At 60.7% G+C, this 17,915-nt stretch carries 19 protein-coding genes; 15 read left to right on the top strand and 4 right to left on the bottom strand.

Annotation, left to right across the window (positions count from 1 at the left end):
* Positions 1 to 222 precede the first annotated feature (222 nt).
* Positions 223 to 972: a spermidine synthase gene (locus tag BN1079_RS02580; protein ID WP_037022117.1), complete on the bottom strand. Its 750-nt coding sequence runs from the start codon at positions 970 to 972 to the stop codon at positions 223 to 225.
* A 213-nt stretch (positions 973 to 1,185) separates the two neighbouring features.
* Between BN1079_RS02580 and BN1079_RS02575 the strand changes: the two genes are divergently transcribed.
* The 3 genes from BN1079_RS02575 (at position 1,186) to BN1079_RS02565 (ending at position 4,845) form a co-directional block, all read left to right on the top strand.
* Complete coding sequence (locus BN1079_RS02575; RefSeq protein WP_037022116.1) at positions 1,186 to 1,617, top strand: Hsp20/alpha crystallin family protein; 432 nt, start codon at positions 1,186 to 1,188, stop codon at positions 1,615 to 1,617.
* Between the two features lie 161 nt (positions 1,618 to 1,778).
* Positions 1,779 to 3,128 (top strand): class II 3-deoxy-7-phosphoheptulonate synthase, encoded by a 1,350-nt coding sequence (locus BN1079_RS02570; protein WP_037022115.1) that lies wholly within the window; start codon positions 1,779 to 1,781, stop codon positions 3,126 to 3,128.
* A 271-nt stretch (positions 3,129 to 3,399) separates the two neighbouring features.
* Positions 3,400 to 4,845 (top strand): SLC13 family permease, encoded by a 1,446-nt coding sequence (locus BN1079_RS02565; protein ID WP_037022113.1) that lies wholly within the window; start codon positions 3,400 to 3,402, stop codon positions 4,843 to 4,845.
* An 18-nt stretch (positions 4,846 to 4,863) separates the two neighbouring features.
* Here the strand turns inward: BN1079_RS02565 and BN1079_RS02560 are convergent, their stop codons facing one another.
* Together BN1079_RS02560 and ttcA are read right to left on the bottom strand one after the other, a co-directional pair.
* Entirely contained in the window at positions 4,864 to 5,946 is a 1,083-nt protein-coding gene (locus tag BN1079_RS02560) for a 3-deoxy-7-phosphoheptulonate synthase (RefSeq protein WP_037022111.1), read from the bottom strand.
* Between the two features lie 450 nt (positions 5,947 to 6,396).
* Positions 6,397 to 7,221, bottom strand: a complete 825-nt coding sequence (ttcA, locus tag BN1079_RS02555; RefSeq protein ID WP_037022110.1) for a tRNA 2-thiocytidine(32) synthetase TtcA — start codon at positions 7,219 to 7,221, stop codon at positions 6,397 to 6,399.
* A 96-nt stretch (positions 7,222 to 7,317) separates the two neighbouring features.
* On the opposite strand from ttcA, the gene BN1079_RS02550 reads away from it, so the two are divergent.
* The 4 genes from BN1079_RS02550 to BN1079_RS02535 all read left to right on the top strand — a co-directional run bounded on the left by BN1079_RS02550 (position 7,318) and on the right by BN1079_RS02535 (position 10,087).
* Positions 7,318 to 7,947, top strand: coding sequence for a DNA-J related domain-containing protein (locus BN1079_RS02550; RefSeq protein WP_037022108.1), 630 nt, complete (start codon positions 7,318 to 7,320; stop codon positions 7,945 to 7,947).
* Between the two features lie 136 nt (positions 7,948 to 8,083).
* Positions 8,084 to 8,683, top strand: coding sequence for a Yip1 family protein (locus BN1079_RS02545; RefSeq protein ID WP_037022107.1), 600 nt, complete (start codon positions 8,084 to 8,086; stop codon positions 8,681 to 8,683).
* 162 nt (positions 8,684 to 8,845) lie between these two features.
* The gene (locus BN1079_RS02540; protein WP_037022105.1) at positions 8,846 to 9,547 is read left to right on the top strand and encodes a Yip1 family protein; all 702 of its coding nucleotides are present in this window, start codon (positions 8,846 to 8,848) and stop codon (positions 9,545 to 9,547) included.
* Positions 9,548 to 9,592: 45 nt separating this feature from the next.
* Positions 9,593 to 10,087 (top strand): SprT family zinc-dependent metalloprotease, encoded by a 495-nt coding sequence (locus BN1079_RS02535; protein WP_037022103.1) that lies wholly within the window; start codon positions 9,593 to 9,595, stop codon positions 10,085 to 10,087.
* Between the two features lie 105 nt (positions 10,088 to 10,192).
* On the opposite strand, the gene BN1079_RS02530 is transcribed toward BN1079_RS02535, so the two are convergent.
* Entirely contained in the window at positions 10,193 to 11,380 is a 1,188-nt protein-coding gene (locus BN1079_RS02530) for an MFS transporter (RefSeq protein WP_037022101.1), read from the bottom strand.
* A 337-nt stretch (positions 11,381 to 11,717) separates the two neighbouring features.
* On the opposite strand from BN1079_RS02530, the gene BN1079_RS02525 reads away from it, so the two are divergent.
* The 8 genes from BN1079_RS02525 (at position 11,718) to BN1079_RS02490 (ending at position 17,796) form a co-directional block, all read left to right on the top strand.
* On the top strand, positions 11,718 to 11,885 hold the full coding sequence (locus BN1079_RS02525; RefSeq protein WP_037022100.1) for a nitrate reductase: 168 nt from the start codon (positions 11,718 to 11,720) through the stop codon (positions 11,883 to 11,885).
* A 70-nt stretch (positions 11,886 to 11,955) separates the two neighbouring features.
* Positions 11,956 to 12,216, top strand: a complete 261-nt coding sequence (locus tag BN1079_RS02520; RefSeq protein ID WP_037022098.1) for a chaperone NapD — start codon at positions 11,956 to 11,958, stop codon at positions 12,214 to 12,216.
* On the top strand, positions 12,217 to 14,721 hold the full coding sequence (gene napA / locus BN1079_RS02515) for a nitrate reductase catalytic subunit NapA (protein ID WP_037022097.1): 2,505 nt from the start codon (positions 12,217 to 12,219) through the stop codon (positions 14,719 to 14,721).
* An 11-nt stretch (positions 14,722 to 14,732) separates the two neighbouring features.
* Complete coding sequence (locus BN1079_RS02510; RefSeq protein WP_037022095.1) at positions 14,733 to 15,215, top strand: nitrate reductase cytochrome c-type subunit; 483 nt, start codon at positions 14,733 to 14,735, stop codon at positions 15,213 to 15,215.
* 10 nt (positions 15,216 to 15,225) lie between these two features.
* Positions 15,226 to 15,822, top strand: a complete 597-nt coding sequence (locus tag BN1079_RS02505) for a cytochrome c3 family protein (protein WP_037022092.1) — start codon at positions 15,226 to 15,228, stop codon at positions 15,820 to 15,822.
* A 130-nt stretch (positions 15,823 to 15,952) separates the two neighbouring features.
* Positions 15,953 to 16,747 (top strand): dienelactone hydrolase family protein, encoded by a 795-nt coding sequence (locus tag BN1079_RS02500; RefSeq protein WP_037022090.1) that lies wholly within the window; start codon positions 15,953 to 15,955, stop codon positions 16,745 to 16,747.
* Positions 16,748 to 16,960: 213 nt separating this feature from the next.
* Positions 16,961 to 17,398 carry a hypothetical protein gene (locus BN1079_RS02495; protein ID WP_037022087.1) on the top strand — a complete coding sequence of 146 codons (438 nt, stop codon included), beginning with the start codon at positions 16,961 to 16,963 and terminating at the stop codon, positions 17,396 to 17,398.
* A complete protein-coding gene (locus BN1079_RS02490) occupies positions 17,395 to 17,796 on the top strand; it encodes an META domain-containing protein (RefSeq protein ID WP_037022085.1) in 402 nt (133 codons plus the stop codon). Before BN1079_RS02495 ends, BN1079_RS02490 begins: the two co-directional genes overlap by 4 nt.
* Positions 17,797 to 17,915 lie beyond the last annotated feature (119 nt).

Raw genomic sequence — 17,915 nt, 5'->3', positions numbered from 1 at the left:
AAGGATAGCCGCGGAAGCGGATAACAGCCGAAGCAGCGCTTCGTGTGTTGCAGTACCTGAACGTAGGCTGGGTTTCAGCCGGCGCGTACTATACCGGAATTATGTGCGCCTGTGCACGTAATTTGCTTAAGCAAATGAACCGCACAAGCGGAGCCAAACCGGATCGAGCCGCCCTGACAACAATCAGTCGGCATCCAGACGCCGGCAGCCTTGCACCAAGATTCAACTGGCCGGTCGCAGCGCCCCGATCAGCAAATCGAGGGAATAGCCCAGACGCGGGGCAAGCTCAGCAGCTCGCCGCCGCAACCCGTCCAGATCCAGCGCCTGCTCCAGGTCCGCGGGCACGAATAGCACCACATTGCCCTCCTTCACCGGACACTCCCAGTAATGCCGGTGGAACAGCCCTCGAAGCAGCGCCGCGCCCAGCGGTTTGTCATCATCGGTACCCCACTGGTTGATCACCAGCCAGCCACCCGGATTGAGTTTTTCCTGACAACGCTTGAGGAAATTCCAGGCCAGGTGCGCCGCCGCCGGGCCAACATCGGTATATAGGTCGACAAAAAGCAGATCCGTTGACTCTGCCGTCTCCAGCAGTTCCACGGCATCGCCGATGCGTATGTACAAGCGCGCATCGTTCTTAAATCCGAGATAACGCATCGCCAGTTCCGGCACCGCAGGGCGCAGTTCGATGGCCTCCACGTCCTCCAAAGGCAGAAACTCAAGGCAGGCCTGGGTCAGCGTACCCGCGCCCAACCCGAGAAACAGCGCTGTCTCCGGCGCCGGATGCATCAATCCGCCCATCAGCATGGCGCGCGTGTAGTCGTACTCCAGCCAACTCGGCGCAGCAGTAAAAACGCAACTTTGCTCGATAGCCGCGCCGAATTCGAGAAAACGGTAATCACCCACCTCCAGCACACGAATCAGACCGAACTCATCCTGCACCTCGGCCAGCACCACTTCCTGCCTGCCCACTACTTTCACTCCTGACGGAACCGATTTAACTCGCCTGCCAGGCGAAACATCGCATGGTACCCGGAGCACGCCAGCCAGGCCCGCCCCGGATATTTTGATCCAAGACAATCAACTTGCAGAAAAACTTGAAACCCGATCTTTAAGGCACATATTTATCAGCGAAACAAGCACAGCGCCGAACAGGCCATCCATCATTCAACAGGAGGTAACGTCATGAAATCTCTGATGACTCGCGGAAATCTGTTCGATGATTTTTTCAAGGAGTTCGCATCTCCCGGCTATTTTATCCAGCCTCTGCATGGTGATGCGCTGCCCTCCCCCTCGCAGATCCGCGTCGACGTCAAGGAAACCGACTCCGGCTACAGCATCGAAGCCGAGCTGCCCGGTGTAAGCAAGGAGAACATCAAGGTTTCCATCGAAGGCAACCAGGTCAGCCTGAGCGCCGAGGTTCGGCAACTCGACGAGCAGAAGGACGGCGAGAAGTCCCTGCGCTCGGAGCGCTACTACGGCTCCGTTTCCCGCAGCTTCCAGTTGCCCTCGGAAATCGACTCAAGCCAGGCCAAGGCCCGCTACGAAGATGGCGTACTGAAACTGACGCTGCCGAAAAAGCAGAGCAGCGCCTCGCATCATCTGACCATCGACTGAGACTGCCATCCGCGCAGTCAGAGTCGTATAGCCCCTGACAACCAACGGGCAGAGCGTTCAGTTCTGCCCTTTTTTTGCCCACTTGGTGCCCTTGGACCACAGGCAACGCAGCTTCATTCAGGTCAGGTAAAATCCCAGGACTTTTTTTCTGGAATTCCCTAATGAGCCCGACGTGGAGCCCCTCAAGCTGGAGAGCCAAGCCCATCCAGCAACAACCCACCTACCCTGACGCCGCGCATCTGCAGCGCGTGGAGCAGATTCTCGGTGAGCTCCCGCCGCTGGTGTTCGCCGGTGAGGCGCGGGAATTGCGCCGGCAATTTGCCGAAGTCACCCAGGGCCGCGCCTTCCTTTTGCAGGGGGGCGACTGCGCCGAGAGTTTTGCCGAGTTTTCCGCCAACAAGATTCGCGACACCTTCAAGGTGCTGTTGCAAATGGCGATCGTCATGACTTTCGCTGCCAGTTGCCCGGTGGTGAAGGTGGGGCGCATGGCGGGCCAGTTCGCCAAACCACGTTCGGCTGGCGAAGAAACCATTGCCGGAGTCACCCTGCCCGCCTATCGGGGCGATATCGTCAACGGCATCGACTTCGACGAAAAAAGCCGCGTGCCGGACCCCGAGCGGCTGTTGCAGGCCTATCACCAGTCCACCGCCAGCCTGAACCTTCTGCGCGCCTTCGCCCAGGGCGGATTCGCCGACCTGCATCAGGTGCATCAGTGGAATCTGGACTTTATCGCCAACTCGCCGATGGCCGAGAAATACCATCAGATGGGTGCGCGAATCGACCAGGCGCTGAAGTTCATGCGCGCCTGCGGCATGGACAACATGCCGCAACTGCGCGAAACCAGCTTTTTCACCGCCCATGAGGCCCTGCTGCTCAACTATGAGCAGGCCTTTGTGCGTGAGGACAGCCTCAGCGGCGACTGGTACGACTGTTCGGCTCACATGCTCTGGATCGGCGACCGTACGCGCCAGCTGGACGGCGCCCATGTGGAGTTTCTGCGTGGCGTATGCAACCCGATCGGGGTCAAGGTCGGGCCGAGCATGGACAGCGATGAACTGATTCGCCTGATCGACATCCTCAACCCGAAAAACGATCCGGGTCGCCTGAACCTGATCGTGCGCATGGGGGCGGACGGAGTGGAAGCAGGCCTGCCGCGACTGATTCGCGCTGTTCAGGCCGAAGGCCGCCAGGTGCTGTGGAGCTCCGACCCCATGCACGGCAACACCATGAAGGCCTCCAGCGGCTACAAGACCCGCCCGTTCGAACGGATCCTGGCCGAGGTACGGCAGTTCTTCGACGTGCATCGTGCGGAAGGCAGTTATCCGGGCGGCATCCATATCGAGATGACCGGACAGAACGTCACCGAGTGCACCGGCGGCTCGCGTGCCATCACCGAAGATGGCCTGGGCGATCGCTACCACACCCATTGCGACCCACGCCTGAATGCTGACCAGTCGCTGGAACTGGCGTTCATGATCGCCGAGACGTTGAAGCAGCTCAGGCCAAGCTGACCCCCTGATCCGGCCTTCAAATGACAGAAGGCCGGCACCACCCCTGCACTGCCAGTCTAAAAAGAACAGTTCGAAGCCCTGAGACGCACCTCGTTAGTGAGCTAATCATTAACAAAACTATTGATTCGCTAGCTAACGAAGCGCTGGTAGAATCCGCGCCGCATTTTGGCCCGGACGTTTCTCGGCGTTGCGCTGTCTCGCTCTCTGCATACCGAACCGGACAACTCCAATCCATCGCAATCGGGTCAGTTAATAGAGGAATTTCTCCCGCATGACCGATACACAAAACACCGGTGCGGCGCGTGCAGCGCTCATCGGACTGGTGCTGGGGCCCGTGCTCTTGCTGCTATGCGTTTTCACCAGCCCGCCAGCTGGGCTTTCCGAAACTGCCTGGCTGACCGTCGGCCTGGCCGGCCTGATGGCCGTCTGGTGGGCTACCGAAGCGATACCGATTCCGGCAACTTCGCTGCTACCTATTCTGCTGATCCCGGTTCTGGGCATCGATACGCTGAACAAGGCCACCGCGCCTTATGCCAACCCCACCATCTTCCTGTTCTTCGGCGGCTTCCTGCTGGGCCTGGCAATGCAGCGCTGGAACCTGCACAAGCGCATCGCCCTGGTGACCTTGCTCGCGGTAGGTAACGCGCCCAGCCGGCAGATCGCTGGCTTCATGATAGCCACAGCCTTTATCAGCATGTGGGTCAGCAACACGGCCACCAGCATCATGATGCTGCCCATCGGGATCTCGGTGATTGCCCTGTTGGTGGAAGGTAGCGACGAGAAAGAAGGCACACGCTTTGCCATCGCCCTGCTGCTGGGCATCGCCTATGCGGCGAGTGTTGGCGGTATCGCGACATTGATCGGAACTCCTCCAAACGCCCTGCTTGTCGCGTTCCTGCGGGAAAACTACGACGTCCACATCGGCTTCGGCCAATGGATGCTGCTTGGCATTCCGGTCAGCCTCGGCATGCTGCTCTTTACCTGGTGGTGGTTGACCCGGGGCGGCTTCAAACTGGCCGGCGGCGATAGCCGTGCCATGCTGGAGCAGGAAATGGCCGAGCTCGGCCCGATGTCCAAAGCCGAGAAGATGGTCGCGGTAGTGTTCGGCCTCGCGGCCGCTGCCTGGATCTTCCAGCCGGTTCTGGCTCAATACATCGACGGCGTCAACGACACCAGCATCGCCATCGCAGCGGCGCTGATCCTGTTCCTTATTCCGGTCGATATAAAGAAACGCGTGTTTCTGATGGATTGGGAAACCGCAAACAAGGTCCCGTGGGGCGTTCTGCTTCTATTCGGCGGCGGCCTGTCGCTGGCCGGTGTGATTGGCGCGTCCGGGCTTGCCCAGTGGATTGCCCAGAACCTACAGGGCTTTGGCTCGCTGCCGCTTATCCTGATGATCGGCATGGTGGCTCTGGTGATCACCTTTCTTACCGAGATCACCTCCAATACCGCAACGGCCGCCGCGTTTCTGCCACTGCTCGGCGCCCTTGCCGTGGCTCAGGGCTTGCCGCCGGAAATGCTTGCCATTCCGGCAGCCATTGCTGCCAGCTGTGCTTTCATGATGCCGGTAGCGACTCCGCCGAACGCTATCGTGTTCGGAACCGGGATGATGCGTATCCAGTCCATGATCAGGGCCGGTTTCGCCCTGAACATCTTCGGCGTATTCCTGGTGACCGGCCTGTGCTATCTGCTCATTGGCTGGTTGTGGGCCAACTGACCTCAGCGTTTGCGGGGCCTATCGGCCCCGCAAACACTCGGCGGCACCACGCAGCAATTGCTCGGTGCCGCTCCAGCCTAGGCAGCCATCGGTAATGGAAACGCCGTAGCGCAACTCACCGGCCAACGGCTGGCAGCCATCGAACAGGTGGCTTTCCAACATCACACCGCGCAGGCTGTCATCGCCCGCCAGCCGCTGCTCAAGCACCTCTCGCAGTACCTGCGGCTGACGCAGCGGATTCTTGCCGCTGTTGGCATGGCTGCAATCGACCATGATTCGGGCCGCGATACCCTGCTTTTCCAGTGTCGCGCGAGCCGCCGCAACGCTTGCCGCGTCATGATTCGGCCCGGCATGCCCGCCGCGCAGCACCAGGTGCGAGTCGGGGTTGCCCGCCGTTTCCAGCAGCGCTGGGTGCCCCAGATCGTCGATGCCGAAATGCCGGTGCGGATGCAGCGCCGAGCGCATGGCATCGCAGGCGATACCCAGGCTGCCATCGGTACCGTTCTTGAAGCCCACCGGCAGATCCAGGCCGCTGACCATTTCACGATGGATCTGCGACTCGCTGGTGCGCGCGCCGATGGCGGCCCAGGCCAGCAAATCATCGAAGTAGCCGGTGGCCAGCGGCTGCAGAAGTTCACTGGCGATGGGCAAACCGGCTTCCAGAATGTCCAGCATCAGCTTGCGTGACAGGCGCAGCCCCTCGGCCATATCGCCGCTGCCATCCAGATGCGGATCGTAGAGCAGGCCCTTCCAGCCGACAGTCGTGCGCGGCTTCTCGACGTAGGTGCGCATCACCAGCAGCAGCTGGTCTTCAACCTGCGGCGCCAGGTCGGCCAGACGCTGGGCGTACTCCAATGCCGAAGCCGGGTCATGCAACGAACAGGGGCCGACCACCACCAGCATGCGCGAGTCGCTGCCATTGAGAACGGCGCGAATGGCGTTGCGGTCCTGGCGGATTCGTTCGGCAAGCGCAGCAGTCAACGGCAGACGCTGGCGCAACAAGGCGGGGCTGGGCAACGGCTGGGCGCTGCGGCGAGAGATGGTAACGGCGGCCGAGGCTTCGGCGAGGTCAAGCTGGATAGCGGCGTTTTGAGCATTCATGATCTGGCGGTTCCTTCGCCATCGCGGGCAATCCCGCGACGGCACTAATCGTGTGTTCGTTCAGGTGGTGTGGGCATGGTGTTCAAGCAGCTAAATCGCCAGTCGTAGCGGTAACGGTCGGTGCGGTAATAAGTGGTCATGCTGTAGTCCTCTGTGTGTTCGGCTTGTCAGCCAGAAAAGAAAAAACCCCGGTCGGGTAGCCGACCGGGGTTTGGAAAAACGTTGGTGGCGACCCTGTTTGCTGGGGCGCCTGTTGGGGTATCAGACGCGCCTGCGGCTAAACCAATACCCAAAAAAATAATCTTCAGTCGCAACCACCCGTCCACACAACGGCACGGCGCGCAAGGCGTCGAGGCTGGCTTGGGACTGGGAGGCGGTACTGAGGGACATGCTGTTCTCCGTAAGATGTGCCAAACCATACTCCAGCGGATCGGCAGCTTGCAACCGCGCTTACAGACTCATCACATCGACAAAGCGCGGCGTGGCGTTGTCGTCGATGCGCAGGCTCTTGAAGTCGAACAGGTTACGGTCGGCCAGTTGCGAGGGCACCACATTCTGCAGTGCGCGGAACATGATCTCGGTGCGCCCCGGCGACTTGCGCTCCCATTCACGCAACATGTCCTTGACTACCTGGCGCTGCAGGTTCTCCTGCGAACCGCAGAGGTTGCACGGGATGATCGGGAATTCCTTCATCTGCGAATAGGCCTCGATGTCAGCCTCGCTGCAGTAGGCAAGCGGGCGAATCACCACGTTTCGGCCATCGTCGGACAGCAGCTTGGGCGGCATGGCCTTGAGCGTGCCGCCGTAGAACATGTTGAGGAAGAAGGTTTCCAGGATGTCGTCGCGGTGGTGCCCCAGGGCCATCTTGGTCGCACCGATCTCGTCGGCAAAGGTGTAGAGCGTGCCCCGGCGCAGACGCGAGCACAGCGAGCAGGTGGTTTTGCCTTCCGGGATCTTCTCCTTGACCACCGAGTAGGTGTCCTTCTCGACGATGTGATATTCGATGCCCAGGCCCTTGAGGTACTCGGGCAGCACGTGCTCGGGAAAGCCGGGCTGCTTCTGGTCCATGTTTACGGCAACGATCTCGAAGCGGATGGGTGCAACCTTCTGCAGATACAGCAGCACGTCGAGCATGGTGTAGCTGTCCTTGCCGCCGGACAGGCAGACCATGACCTTGTCGCCCTCCTCGATCATGTTGAAGTCCGTGACTGCTTCGCCGGCCAAGCGGCGCAGGCGCTTCTGCAGTTTGTTCTGATTGACCGAGAGGTTGCCCATGTCTGAATCCGGTTGAAATACGAAAGGCGCACATTTTACGCGCAAAGCACGCGGCACCCCAGCCCATCTATCCTGCTCTTTGCTAGGCTTGCCTGCATGAACAACGAATTCGCACTCGAGATGGACCTGGCCGAGCAGATTCTTTTACTGCTGCGTGAGCAACCGGACGGTTGCAGCGAATACCAGTTGATCCAACAACTCAAAGCCCGACACAGCACACACATCCCGAACCTGCCGCTGCACGACAAGCTGGTGCTGTTCCGAACGCATTTTCTGGTGTTCAACGCGCTCTATCATTTGCGTGACCGCCTCTGGCAACAGAACAGCCACTGCCTGCAGATCTCGCCGCTGTGCGTTCGCCTGCTGCCCTATGTCGCGGCGACCAGCGAGGTCAGCGAGCCGGACCCGCTGCGGGCCTACTACCTGGACATGGACAACCTGCGCGACACCGACGAGCAGGAAGTGGAACGTCTGCTGGCCAGTTTCTGGTCGCGTATGCGTGGCGATTATCAGGGCGAGCCACAGGAGTTCTGGAGTCCCGATCAGAAGCGCGCCGCGCTGGAGTTGTTCGAACTGGACCAGGACGAATCGTCGTTGAATTTGCCGATCATCAAACGCCGCTACCGTCAGTTGGTCAGCATTCACCACCCTGATCGTGGCGGCAGCACCACGCGGATTCAGTCCATCAACCTGGCAATGGAGATTCTGCAACGCTATTACCAGTGACGGGGTAGCTTCCAAACACTCTAACCAGCTCAGCACAGCGGCGTTTAGCGCTCCTATACTGCGTCACAAGGTCGCATGCCATCACGCTGGCGCAATGCCTGGCAAAGCGGCCCTCCAGAACCGAGGAGACGCAGACATGATCAATCACGTTTGGGGACTGTTCGCTCACCCTAGCCAGGAATGGCAGGAAATCACTGGAGAGGAACGCGGCGTGGGACGCCTGCACCTCTGGGAAGTCATGCTACTGGCTGCAATTCCACCGATTGCGGCTTTCATCGGAACCACCAGGTTCGGCTGGAGCATTGGCAGTGGCGGAGCCGTGATGCTCACCGAAGCGAGCGCCTTGCAACTGACGGTGCTGTCGTACCTGGCCATGCTTGCTGGTGTCGCCGTCATGGGCGGCTTCATTCACTGGATGTCGCGCACCTACGACGCCAACCCGACTCTCACCCAATGCATCATGTTTGCCGCCTATACCGCAACGCCGCTGTTCATTGGTGGCCTGGCTGCGCTCTATCCGGTCCTCTGGTTGGGCATGCTGGTCGGCACGGCTGCAATCTGCTACACGACTTACCTGCTCTACGTAGGCGTGCCGACATTCATGAACATCCCGTCAGATGAGGGCTTTTTGTTCTCCAGCTCAATACTGGCCGTTGGGCTGGTAGTGCTGGTGGCGATCATTGCACTGTCGGTAATCATGTGGGGCATGGGCGTGGGGCCGGTCTACATTCGCTAGACCACCAGATTCTCCACTCGTATCTACAGGGCCGCCATCAGGCGGCCCTCTTCGTTGCTTCCCACGCCGGGGGGAAACCCTTGGCGCATCTGCCGTTCTAAAGGGAAACGCCAGCCAGGGCGACCGCCGTGGCCAAGCCATCCGAGGCAGAAGGAAGACCCCATGATCCCCCACTTTTTCACGCTGATGACCCGCCCAGACCAGGCTTGGACCGAAATCCGCAGGGATGAGGAGCGCAACAGCTCCAACTACATCCTGCACCTGTTCCTCTGGGCGCTGCTGCCAGCGGTGTGCATGTTCATCGGCACCCGCTACACCGGCTGGAGCCTGGTGGAAGGTGAGCGAGTCTGGCTCGATACGCCAAGCGCCGCGCAACTCAGCGTGCTGATCTACGTGACCATCATCATCGGCACTTTCATCATGGGCTTCTTTCTGCGCTGGATGTCGCGCACCTTCGAAGCACGCCCGACCTACAACCAGTGCGTAGGCTTTATCGCCTACATCATCACGCCATTCTTCCTCGCCGGTCTCGGCGCGCTCTACCCCAGCCGCTGGATGGCCATTACGGTGCTGGTGGCCGCAGGCATCTATTCCACTTATCTGCTGTTTGTCGGCCTACCCAAGTTCATGCGTATCGACAACCGCAATACCTTTCTCTACGGCGCGTGCACCTGGGGCGTGGGGCTTCTGGTACTGGTCAACCTGAAGGTGCCGATGATCCTGTTCTGGACGCTGGCCCTGGACCCTACCTACGAGCGCGACACCGTGCAGAACCAGAGCTATGGCTTCGAGGAAAATCGACCACAGGAAGAGCCGGGCGGAGTGGACAGTGAGCGACGCTTCAACGAGCGTCCGAACGAGTAAGCCCCGCCTTTGGCATAATGCGGCGCTCTGTAACCGGAGTGCCCCATGCCCGAGCGACTCAATGACCGTGTCGAAGCCTGCTATCAACTGGCCGAAGACTTCTTCAAGCAGCCTTTCAAACGTCCTCAGGTGAGCTTGAAACTGCGCGGCCTGAAGGCCGGCGTGGCGCATTTGCAGCAGAATCTGCTGCGCTTCAACGAGCAGCTCTACCGAGCCAACACCGAGCACTTTCTGCAGCAGACCGTGGCCCATGAGGTGGCCCATCTGGTAGCGCACCAGCTGTATGGCCCGCGCATCCAGCCCCACGGGGAGGAATGGCAATTGATCATGCGCGGCGTCTACGAGTTGCCGCCCGATCGCTGCCACAACTACGAAGTCATTCGTCGCCAGGCCAACCGCTATATCTATCGCTGCAAGTGCCCTGAGCAGGAGTTCCCATTTACCGGCCAGCGTCATGCACTGGTCCGCAAGGGGCGTCGTTACCTTTGTCGCAGCTGCCGCGCCACGCTGGTGTTTAGCGGCGAGCAGCGGCTGGAATGAAGTAAACCTGAGGGCCGAAAAGGCTTGCCTGGCATGGTACGGCCCCATCTAGCCGCCACGGATTTTCGCCAAACAGTGGAAAACTACGGCGCAACCAAACAGCGATTACAGACGCTGTGCTCGCCAGGCCGCGAGCACGAACAAGGCGGCCAACGCGGCCATGAGCGGCAGCCAGCCGGCGTGCTCCCAGATGTAGCCGGCCGAATACCCCACCACGCTCGAGCCCAGGTAATAGGCACACAGATACAGCGCCGATGCCTGAGCCCTGGCGCCTTTGGCATGCTGCCCGACCTGCCCGCTGGCCACCGCATGGGCCGCAAAAAAGCCCAGGGTAAACAGCGCCAGGCCAAGGATGATGGCGACCAACCAGGGCATCGAACACAGACCCACTCCTAGCAACATGAGACCGATACCACCCTGCAGCACGGTTTTGGCACCGAAACGCGGAACCAGGCGGCCTGCCCAGCCGGCACTGAAAATACCCGCCAGGTACACGGTAAACAGCAGGCCGATAACCGTGGACGACAGACTGAAGGGTGCACCTGCGAGACGAAAGCCGATGTAGTTGAACAGCGCGACGAAACCGCCCATCAACAGAAACGCCTGCAGAAACAGGGTGCGCAATAGCGGATTGCCCAAGTGCTGACGGAAGTTGCCCAGCAGCCCGCTCAACGAAAGGGCCTGTGCCTTGAAATGGCGTGAAGGCGGCAGCAGCCAGACGAACAGGCCCAAGGCCAGCAGGCCCAGCCCGGCAATCCCGCCGAGCGCCATTTGCCAGCCGCCGATGTCGCTCAACAACCCGGACAGCAGGCGCCCCAGCAAACCACCCAGAGCCGTACCCCCAATGTACAGCCCCATCGCCGCCGGCAGCGATTCGGGATCGAACTCCTCGCCCACATAAGCCATGGCCAATGCCGGCAAGCCGCTGAGCGCCAGCCCCAGCAGCGCCCTGAGCACCAGTAGCAGGCTCCAGGACTCCACCAGAACGCAGGCAAGGCCCAGCAGACTGGCCAGCGCCAGCGCCGCAACCATCACCGGCTTGCGCCCCCAGCTTTCGGCCAGCGCCCCGGAGATCAACAGACAGACCGCCAGCGACAGGGTTGTCAGCGACAGCGCGAGGCTGCTGCTGGCCGCGGATACGGAAAAGTGCGCTGCCAGCAAGGGCAACAGTGGCTGCACGCAATAGAGCATGGCGAAGGTGGCGAAGCCGGCGCAGAACAGAGCCAGCGTTGCGCGCTGGTAAGCGCCCGTACCGCGTTTGAAATGGGAAGAAGTGGTGTCGTCGGCGTGCATGTGAGAGCCCGAAATTCGACCTTCGGCAGGTCTCGGCAAAAACTGGAGTTCCGCTGCTGAGCTGCAACGAAAGTTCAATAGTCCGCAAGGATACTCCTGTGCCTAGACGATTTCGCCACCCTTGACGACACACCGTTAAGCAAGGCCGCTCAGCATCGAACATACATGCGGCCAGTATCCGAATGTGAAACATGGAGATCATCTGCCATACTCTTCAGCAGTTCCCGAAAAGACACCTAAACGCTGCTGGATCAGCAACTTGGAAGCACTTCTTGGGCTTGGCCAGATAATGCTGACTAGACTTCACTCCAAAAGCAGAAAAACAAGGTGAACACCCGTGCCGAATGACACCGATATCGCCCCCCGCAAAAGCCAGGAAACGCGCCTTCTCCTGTTCCTGCTGATTTTCCTGTTCCCGCTGCTGAGCATTGCGCTGGTCGGTGGTTACGGCTTTATCGTCTGGATCAGTCAGCTGACCTTCCTTGGACCTCCCGGCCCAAGCTGACCCTTAGAGCGTTGCTGCAAGGCACACGCGCGAACGCCATTGCCGTTATAGGCGGAGCTAGATAACCACAATGAAGAATGATGCGCTGCATATAGCAAGCCTGCTGGTGCATTGCCGGCCCGAGCTGATCGCGGCCGTAAAACAGAACCTGGCGCTTCTGCCTGGCCTTGAGCTGCATCAGGAAAGCGCTGCAGGAAAGGTGGTAGTAGTCCTCGAGGCCGAGCATGAAAGCCAGATTCTGACCACCATCGACCAGATTCAGCAGCTGCCCGGCGTACTCAACGCTGCGCTGATCTACCACGAACTCCTCTCTCTCGAAGGAGAAGCCTGAATGAGCCTCACCCGTCGTCAATTTGCCAAGGCCAACGCCGCCGCTATCGCTGCCTCGGTAGCCGGCATCCCGATTGCCACCAGCGCCACCAACCTGATTACCGACCCTGAGGCCACCAATCTCAAGTGGCACAAGGCGCCCTGCCGCTTCTGCGGCACCGGTTGTGGGGTCATGGTCGCCACCCGCGATGACCGCGTCGTCGCCACCCACGGCGATGTAAAGGCCGAGGTCAACCGCGGCATCAACTGCGTCAAGGGCTACTTCCTGTCGAAGATCATGTACGGCACCGATCGCCTGACGCAGCCGCTGCTGCGCATGAAGAACGGTCAGTACGACAAGCAGGGCGAGTTCCAGCCGGTGAGCTGGGACCAGGCCTTCGACATCATGGAAGAGAAATACAAGAAGGCACTCAAGGAAAGCGGACCGAGCTCGATCGGCATGTTCGGCTCGGGCCAGTGGACCATCTGGGAAGGCTACGCAGCCAACAAGCTGATGAAGGCCGGCTTTCGCTCCAACAACCTCGACCCCAACGCCCGCCACTGCATGGCCTCGGCGGCGGTCGGCTTCATGCGCACCTTCGGCATGGACGAACCCATGGGCTGCTACGACGACATCGAAGCCGCCGATGCCTTCGTACTCTGGGGCTCGAACATGGCGGAGATGCACCCGGTGCTCTGGACGCGCGTGACCGATCGCCGTCTGACTGCTCCGCATGTGAAGGTGGCCGTCATGTCGACGTTCGAGCACCGCAGCTACGAGCTGGCCGACATTCCGATGACCTTCAAGCCGCAGACCGACCTGGTGATCCTCAACTACATCGCCAACCACATCATCCAGAGCGGTGCGGTCAATCAGGACTTCGTCAAGAATCACACCCGCTTCGCCAAGGGCGCGACCAACATCGGCTATGGCCTGCGCCCGACCGATCCGCTCGAGCTGAAGGCCGAGAACGCCGGCGTTGCAGGCAGCTGGACAGACATCAGCTTCGAAGACTACGCCGAGTTCCTCAAACCCTACACCCTGGAGCACGCGGCCAAGGAGTCCGGCGTGCCGGCCGAGCGTTTGAAGGCGCTGGCCGAGCTTTATGCCGACCCCAAGGTCAAGGTGATGTCCTTCTGGACCATGGGCTTCAACCAGCACACCCGCGGTGTCTGGGCGAACAACATGATCTACAACATCCACCTGCTCACCGGGAAAATCAGCGAGCCGGGCAACAGCCCCTTCTCGCTCACCGGCCAGCCTTCGGCATGCGGAACCGCGCGGGAAGTCGGCACCTTCTCCCATCGCCTGCCGGCAGACTTGGTGGTCAACAACCCGAAACACCGCGCCATCACCGAGAAGATCTGGCAGCTGCCAGAGGGCACCATCCAGGAAAAGCCAGGCTTCCACGCCGTGCAGCAAAGCCGCGAGCTGAAGGATGGCGGCCTCAAGGTCTACTGGACCCAGGTCACCAACAACATGCAGGCCGGGCCCAACGTAATGCAGGAAGTTCTGCCAGGCTGGCGCAACCCGGAGACGTTCGTCATCGTCTCCGACGTCTACCCCACGGTTTCTGCCCAGGCCGCCGACCTGATCCTGCCCGCCGCCATGTGGGTGGAAAAGGAAGGCGCCTATGGCAACGCCGAACGCCGCACCCACTTCTGGCACCAGCTGGTCAGCGCTCCCGGGGAGGCTCGCTCCGACCTGTGGCAGCTGATGGAGTTCTCCAAGCGCTTCACCACCGACGAAGTCTGGCCTGCCGAGCTGCTGGCCAAGAAGCCGGAGCTCAAGGGCAAGACGCTGTTCGAGGTGCTGTTCAAGAACGGCAAGGTTGACCAGTTCCCGACCAGCGACATTGCCGATGGCTACCGCAACCAGGAATCCGAGGAATACGGCTTCTACGTGCAGAAGGGTCTTTTCGAGGAGTACGCCGAGTTCGGTCGCGGACATGGTCATGACCTGGCTGATTTCGATGCCTATCACCAGGAGCGCGGCCTGCGCTGGCCGGTGGTCGATGGCAAGGAAACCCGCTGGCGCTACCGCGAAGGCCACGACCCCTATGTCGAGAAAGGCACCGGCGTGCAGTTCTACGGCTACCCGGACAAAAAGGCGATCATCTTCGCCCTGCCCTACGAAGTGCCTGCGGAGATGCCGGACGCGGAATACCCGTTCTGGCTCAGCACCGGGCGCGTGCTGGAACATTGGCATACCGGCAGCATGACCCAGCGTGTGGACGAGCTGCACCGCGCGGTACCCGATGCCCTGGTGTACATGCACCCGGAGGATGCGCGTGAGCTCAACGCGCGGCGCGGCAGCGTGGTCAAGGTCATCAGCCGTCGTGGCGAGATGCAGGCACGAATCGAAACCCGTGGCCGCAACAAGCCGCCGAAAGGCCTGATCTTCGTGCCCTTCTTCGATGCCAACAAACTGATCAACAAGGTCACCCTCGACGCCACCGACCCGATCTCCAAGCAAACCGACTACAAGAAATGCGCCGTGAAGATCGAAGTGGTCAGCATCGCCTGAGGAGAGCCATCATGAAATTTCGTGTACTGACATTGACCCTCCTCGCCGTTTGCGGCCTGGCCATCGCCGCCGAACCCAACTACCCGCTCGACGCTCCGGCGCCGGACGGGCGACGGGCGGGAGGCACCATCACCCAGGAGTTCACCCCGCCACCGCTACGTGACGAGGAGAACAAAGATCTCAAGCGCGAACGCAACTATCCCGAGCAGCCGCCGACCATTCCACACGCCATCCGCGGCTATCAGGTGGATATCAACAGCAATCGCTGCCTGGCCTGCCACAGCCGCGCCAACAGTGCCCGTACCCAGGCACCGATGATCAGCATCACCCACTTCACTGACCGTGACAGCCAGACGCTCGGGGCGGTCGCGCCACGCCGGTATTTCTGCACCCAGTGCCATGTAGTGCAGCACGACGTGAAACCGCTGGTGAAGAACGACTTCGAGAACATCGACCAGTTGCTCTATCACGAAAACACCCAGAACCAACAGTGAGGACGCCTGGATGAAGTCGCTACTCGCGTTTCTCAAACGCTACTGGAACGTTCTGAGCCGTCCCAGCGTGCATTACAGCCTGGGCGCCCTGACGCTCGGCGGGTTTATCGCCGGGATCATTTTCTGGGGCGGCTTCAACACCGCTCTGGAGGCGACCAACACCGAGACCTTCTGCATCTCCTGTCACGAGATGGAAGACAACGTCTATATGGAGATCAAGGAAACCATCCACTACAGCAACCGCTCGGGCGTCAGGGCCACCTGCCCGGACTGCCACGTACCCCATGAATGGACCGACAAGATCGCCCGCAAGATGCAGGCCTCCAAGGAGGTCTGGGGCAAGATCTTCGGCACCATCAACACCCGGGAAAAATTTCTCGGCCTGCGCCGGGAAATGGCCGAGCGTGAATGGCGTCGCCTGAAGACCAATGACTCGCTGGAATGCCGCAACTGCCACAACTTCGAGTACATGGACTTTACCCGTCAGGCTCCCCGCGCCGCTCAGTTCCACTCCACCGCTCTGGCCAGCGGAGAAGCGACATGCATCGATTGCCACAAGGGCATTGCCCACCGGCTGCCTGACATGCACGGCGTACCGGGCTGGTAAGACATTGGCTAAACAGGCTCGGCCCTACTCATGTAGGGCCGAATTTATTTAGCCTTTGCGTGTCGATCCGATAGCCGCCCTGCTCCATTGCTCGTCCTGGCAGTGCTCAAAACAATAAAGGAGAACCCCGATGCGTTATCCCCTGCTCGGCCTGCTCATGGCCACCAGCCTTGCCGCTCATGCTGAAATCCAGACCCAGGAAATCCCCTATACCGCCGCCGACGGCACCAAGATGGTTGGCTACTACGCCTACGACGACGCAGTCGAAGGGCCACGCCCCGGCGTCGTGGTGGTACATGAGTGGTGGGGACTGAACGACTACGCCAAGCAGCGCGCCCGTAATCTCGCCGAGCTTGGCTACAGCGCCCTGGCCATCGATATGTACGGCGAAGGCAAGAATACCGATCACCCCAAGGACGCCATGAGCTTTATGCAGGCCGCCACGGCGGACGCAGACGCTGCCAAGGCACGCTTCAATGCCGGCCTTGACCTGCTGAAGCAGCAACAACAGACGGACGCCGCCAAACTGGCTGCAATCGGCTACTGCTTCGGTGGCAAGGTGGTGCTGGATATGGCTCGCCAGGGTGTACCACTGGACGGCGTGGTCAGCTTCCACGGTGCCCTCGCCACCCAGACACGCGCCGTCCCCGGCAGCGTCAAGGCACGCGTGCTTGTCGAGCACGGCAGCGCCGACAGCATGATCAGCCTCGAAGACATTGCGGCCCTCAACTCGGAGATGGTGGCAGCCGGTGCCGACTACCAGTTCGTCAATCACCCAGGTGCCAAGCATGGCTTCACCAACCCGGGCGCGGACAAGTCCAAGGAAAAAGGCCTGGACCTCGCCTATGACAAGCAGGCCGACGAGCGTTCCTGGGCCAACATGCAGCGCTTCCTGGAAGACACCTTCAATAACCCACGGCCATAAACTACAGCGACCAAACATTTGCGCCTTCGGCTGACTCAGGCTATCTGCTGAAGCAGCAGTAGGCGCGAGCCATGCTCGCGAAGTTTTTTGCAGGAGCTACTTGCGCGGGCTCGGCAATGTCGTCCGAGGCTTATCCAACGCCCTCTGGCGCGGGCGGCTTCACCGTACCGTGCTAGCATTGCCGCCACCGCAACCCTCAACCGAACCCGAGTCATGGCCGAACACGATTTTCGCTACACCCTGCTCAACCCCGCCCACACCCTTACCGAATGTCGCGCACTGGCGCCGGGCCGTTATCAGGTCACCGGCAATGGCGGCTCGATTCGCATCGGCGATGTCCTGATCGTCACCCTCAAGGGCAGCCGTGACCTGTCGCAGCGCCTGGTCGTGGACAAGGTTCGTCATCTGATCAACCCGCCAGGCCAGTGGACAGCCATGGCCAGCGGCCCGGTCTTCCGAGAACTGGCGATCCACAACTGGCAGGTCGATTGTGATGGCTGCGGCGAGCAGCTGGATTTCGAATTCGCCGTTGACGCAGCCAAAGGCGAGGCCGCTCGCACCCCGGCCGCCGAAGCCCGTATCGCCGAACTCGGCTGGACCAACGACGCCGGCCGCCATCTGTGCCCGGCCTGCAAGGAAGCACAGCAATGAAAAAAGTCCTGCTGACTGCCCTCGCCGCGCTATTCGTAAGCGGCTGTGCCAACGACACGCAGAAGCTGCAATACGATGTCACCTACATCACCGAGTGGATTGGTGAGGAACCCGTGGTTGGCCGCAACCCCGTCTCGCTGACCTTCAGCCACGACCGTGCTTACGGGAACTCCGGCTGTAACCACTGGTTCGCCAGTTATGAGCTCGATGGCCAGAAGATCCGTTTCAGCCAGATCGGCAGCACCCGCAAGATGTGCGCCGAGCACTTGATGAAGCAGGAGCAACACTTCCTGCATCTGCTCTCGCAAATCGAGCGCTGGGATATCTCCAATATTGATCAGCTGCGCTTCTGGCCTGCCGAAGGCGCACCGATTCGCGTCTGGCCGGAACAGAACTGACTGCACCCGATCTGGGCATGCCGATGGCTCTGCACCATTGGCATGCACTACGAGCGCCCCAGCCAGACACCTCTCCGCCACAATAGCCGCGCCAGCGTTGGCGTACCGGCTTAAAACCC

This window comes from Pseudomonas saudiphocaensis, assembly GCF_000756775.1.
Classification (GTDB): Bacteria; Pseudomonadota; Gammaproteobacteria; order Pseudomonadales; family Pseudomonadaceae; genus Stutzerimonas; species Stutzerimonas saudiphocaensis.
The sequence above is the reverse complement of the archived record's forward strand: the minus strand, read 5'-3'. Positions and strand labels throughout refer to the sequence as shown.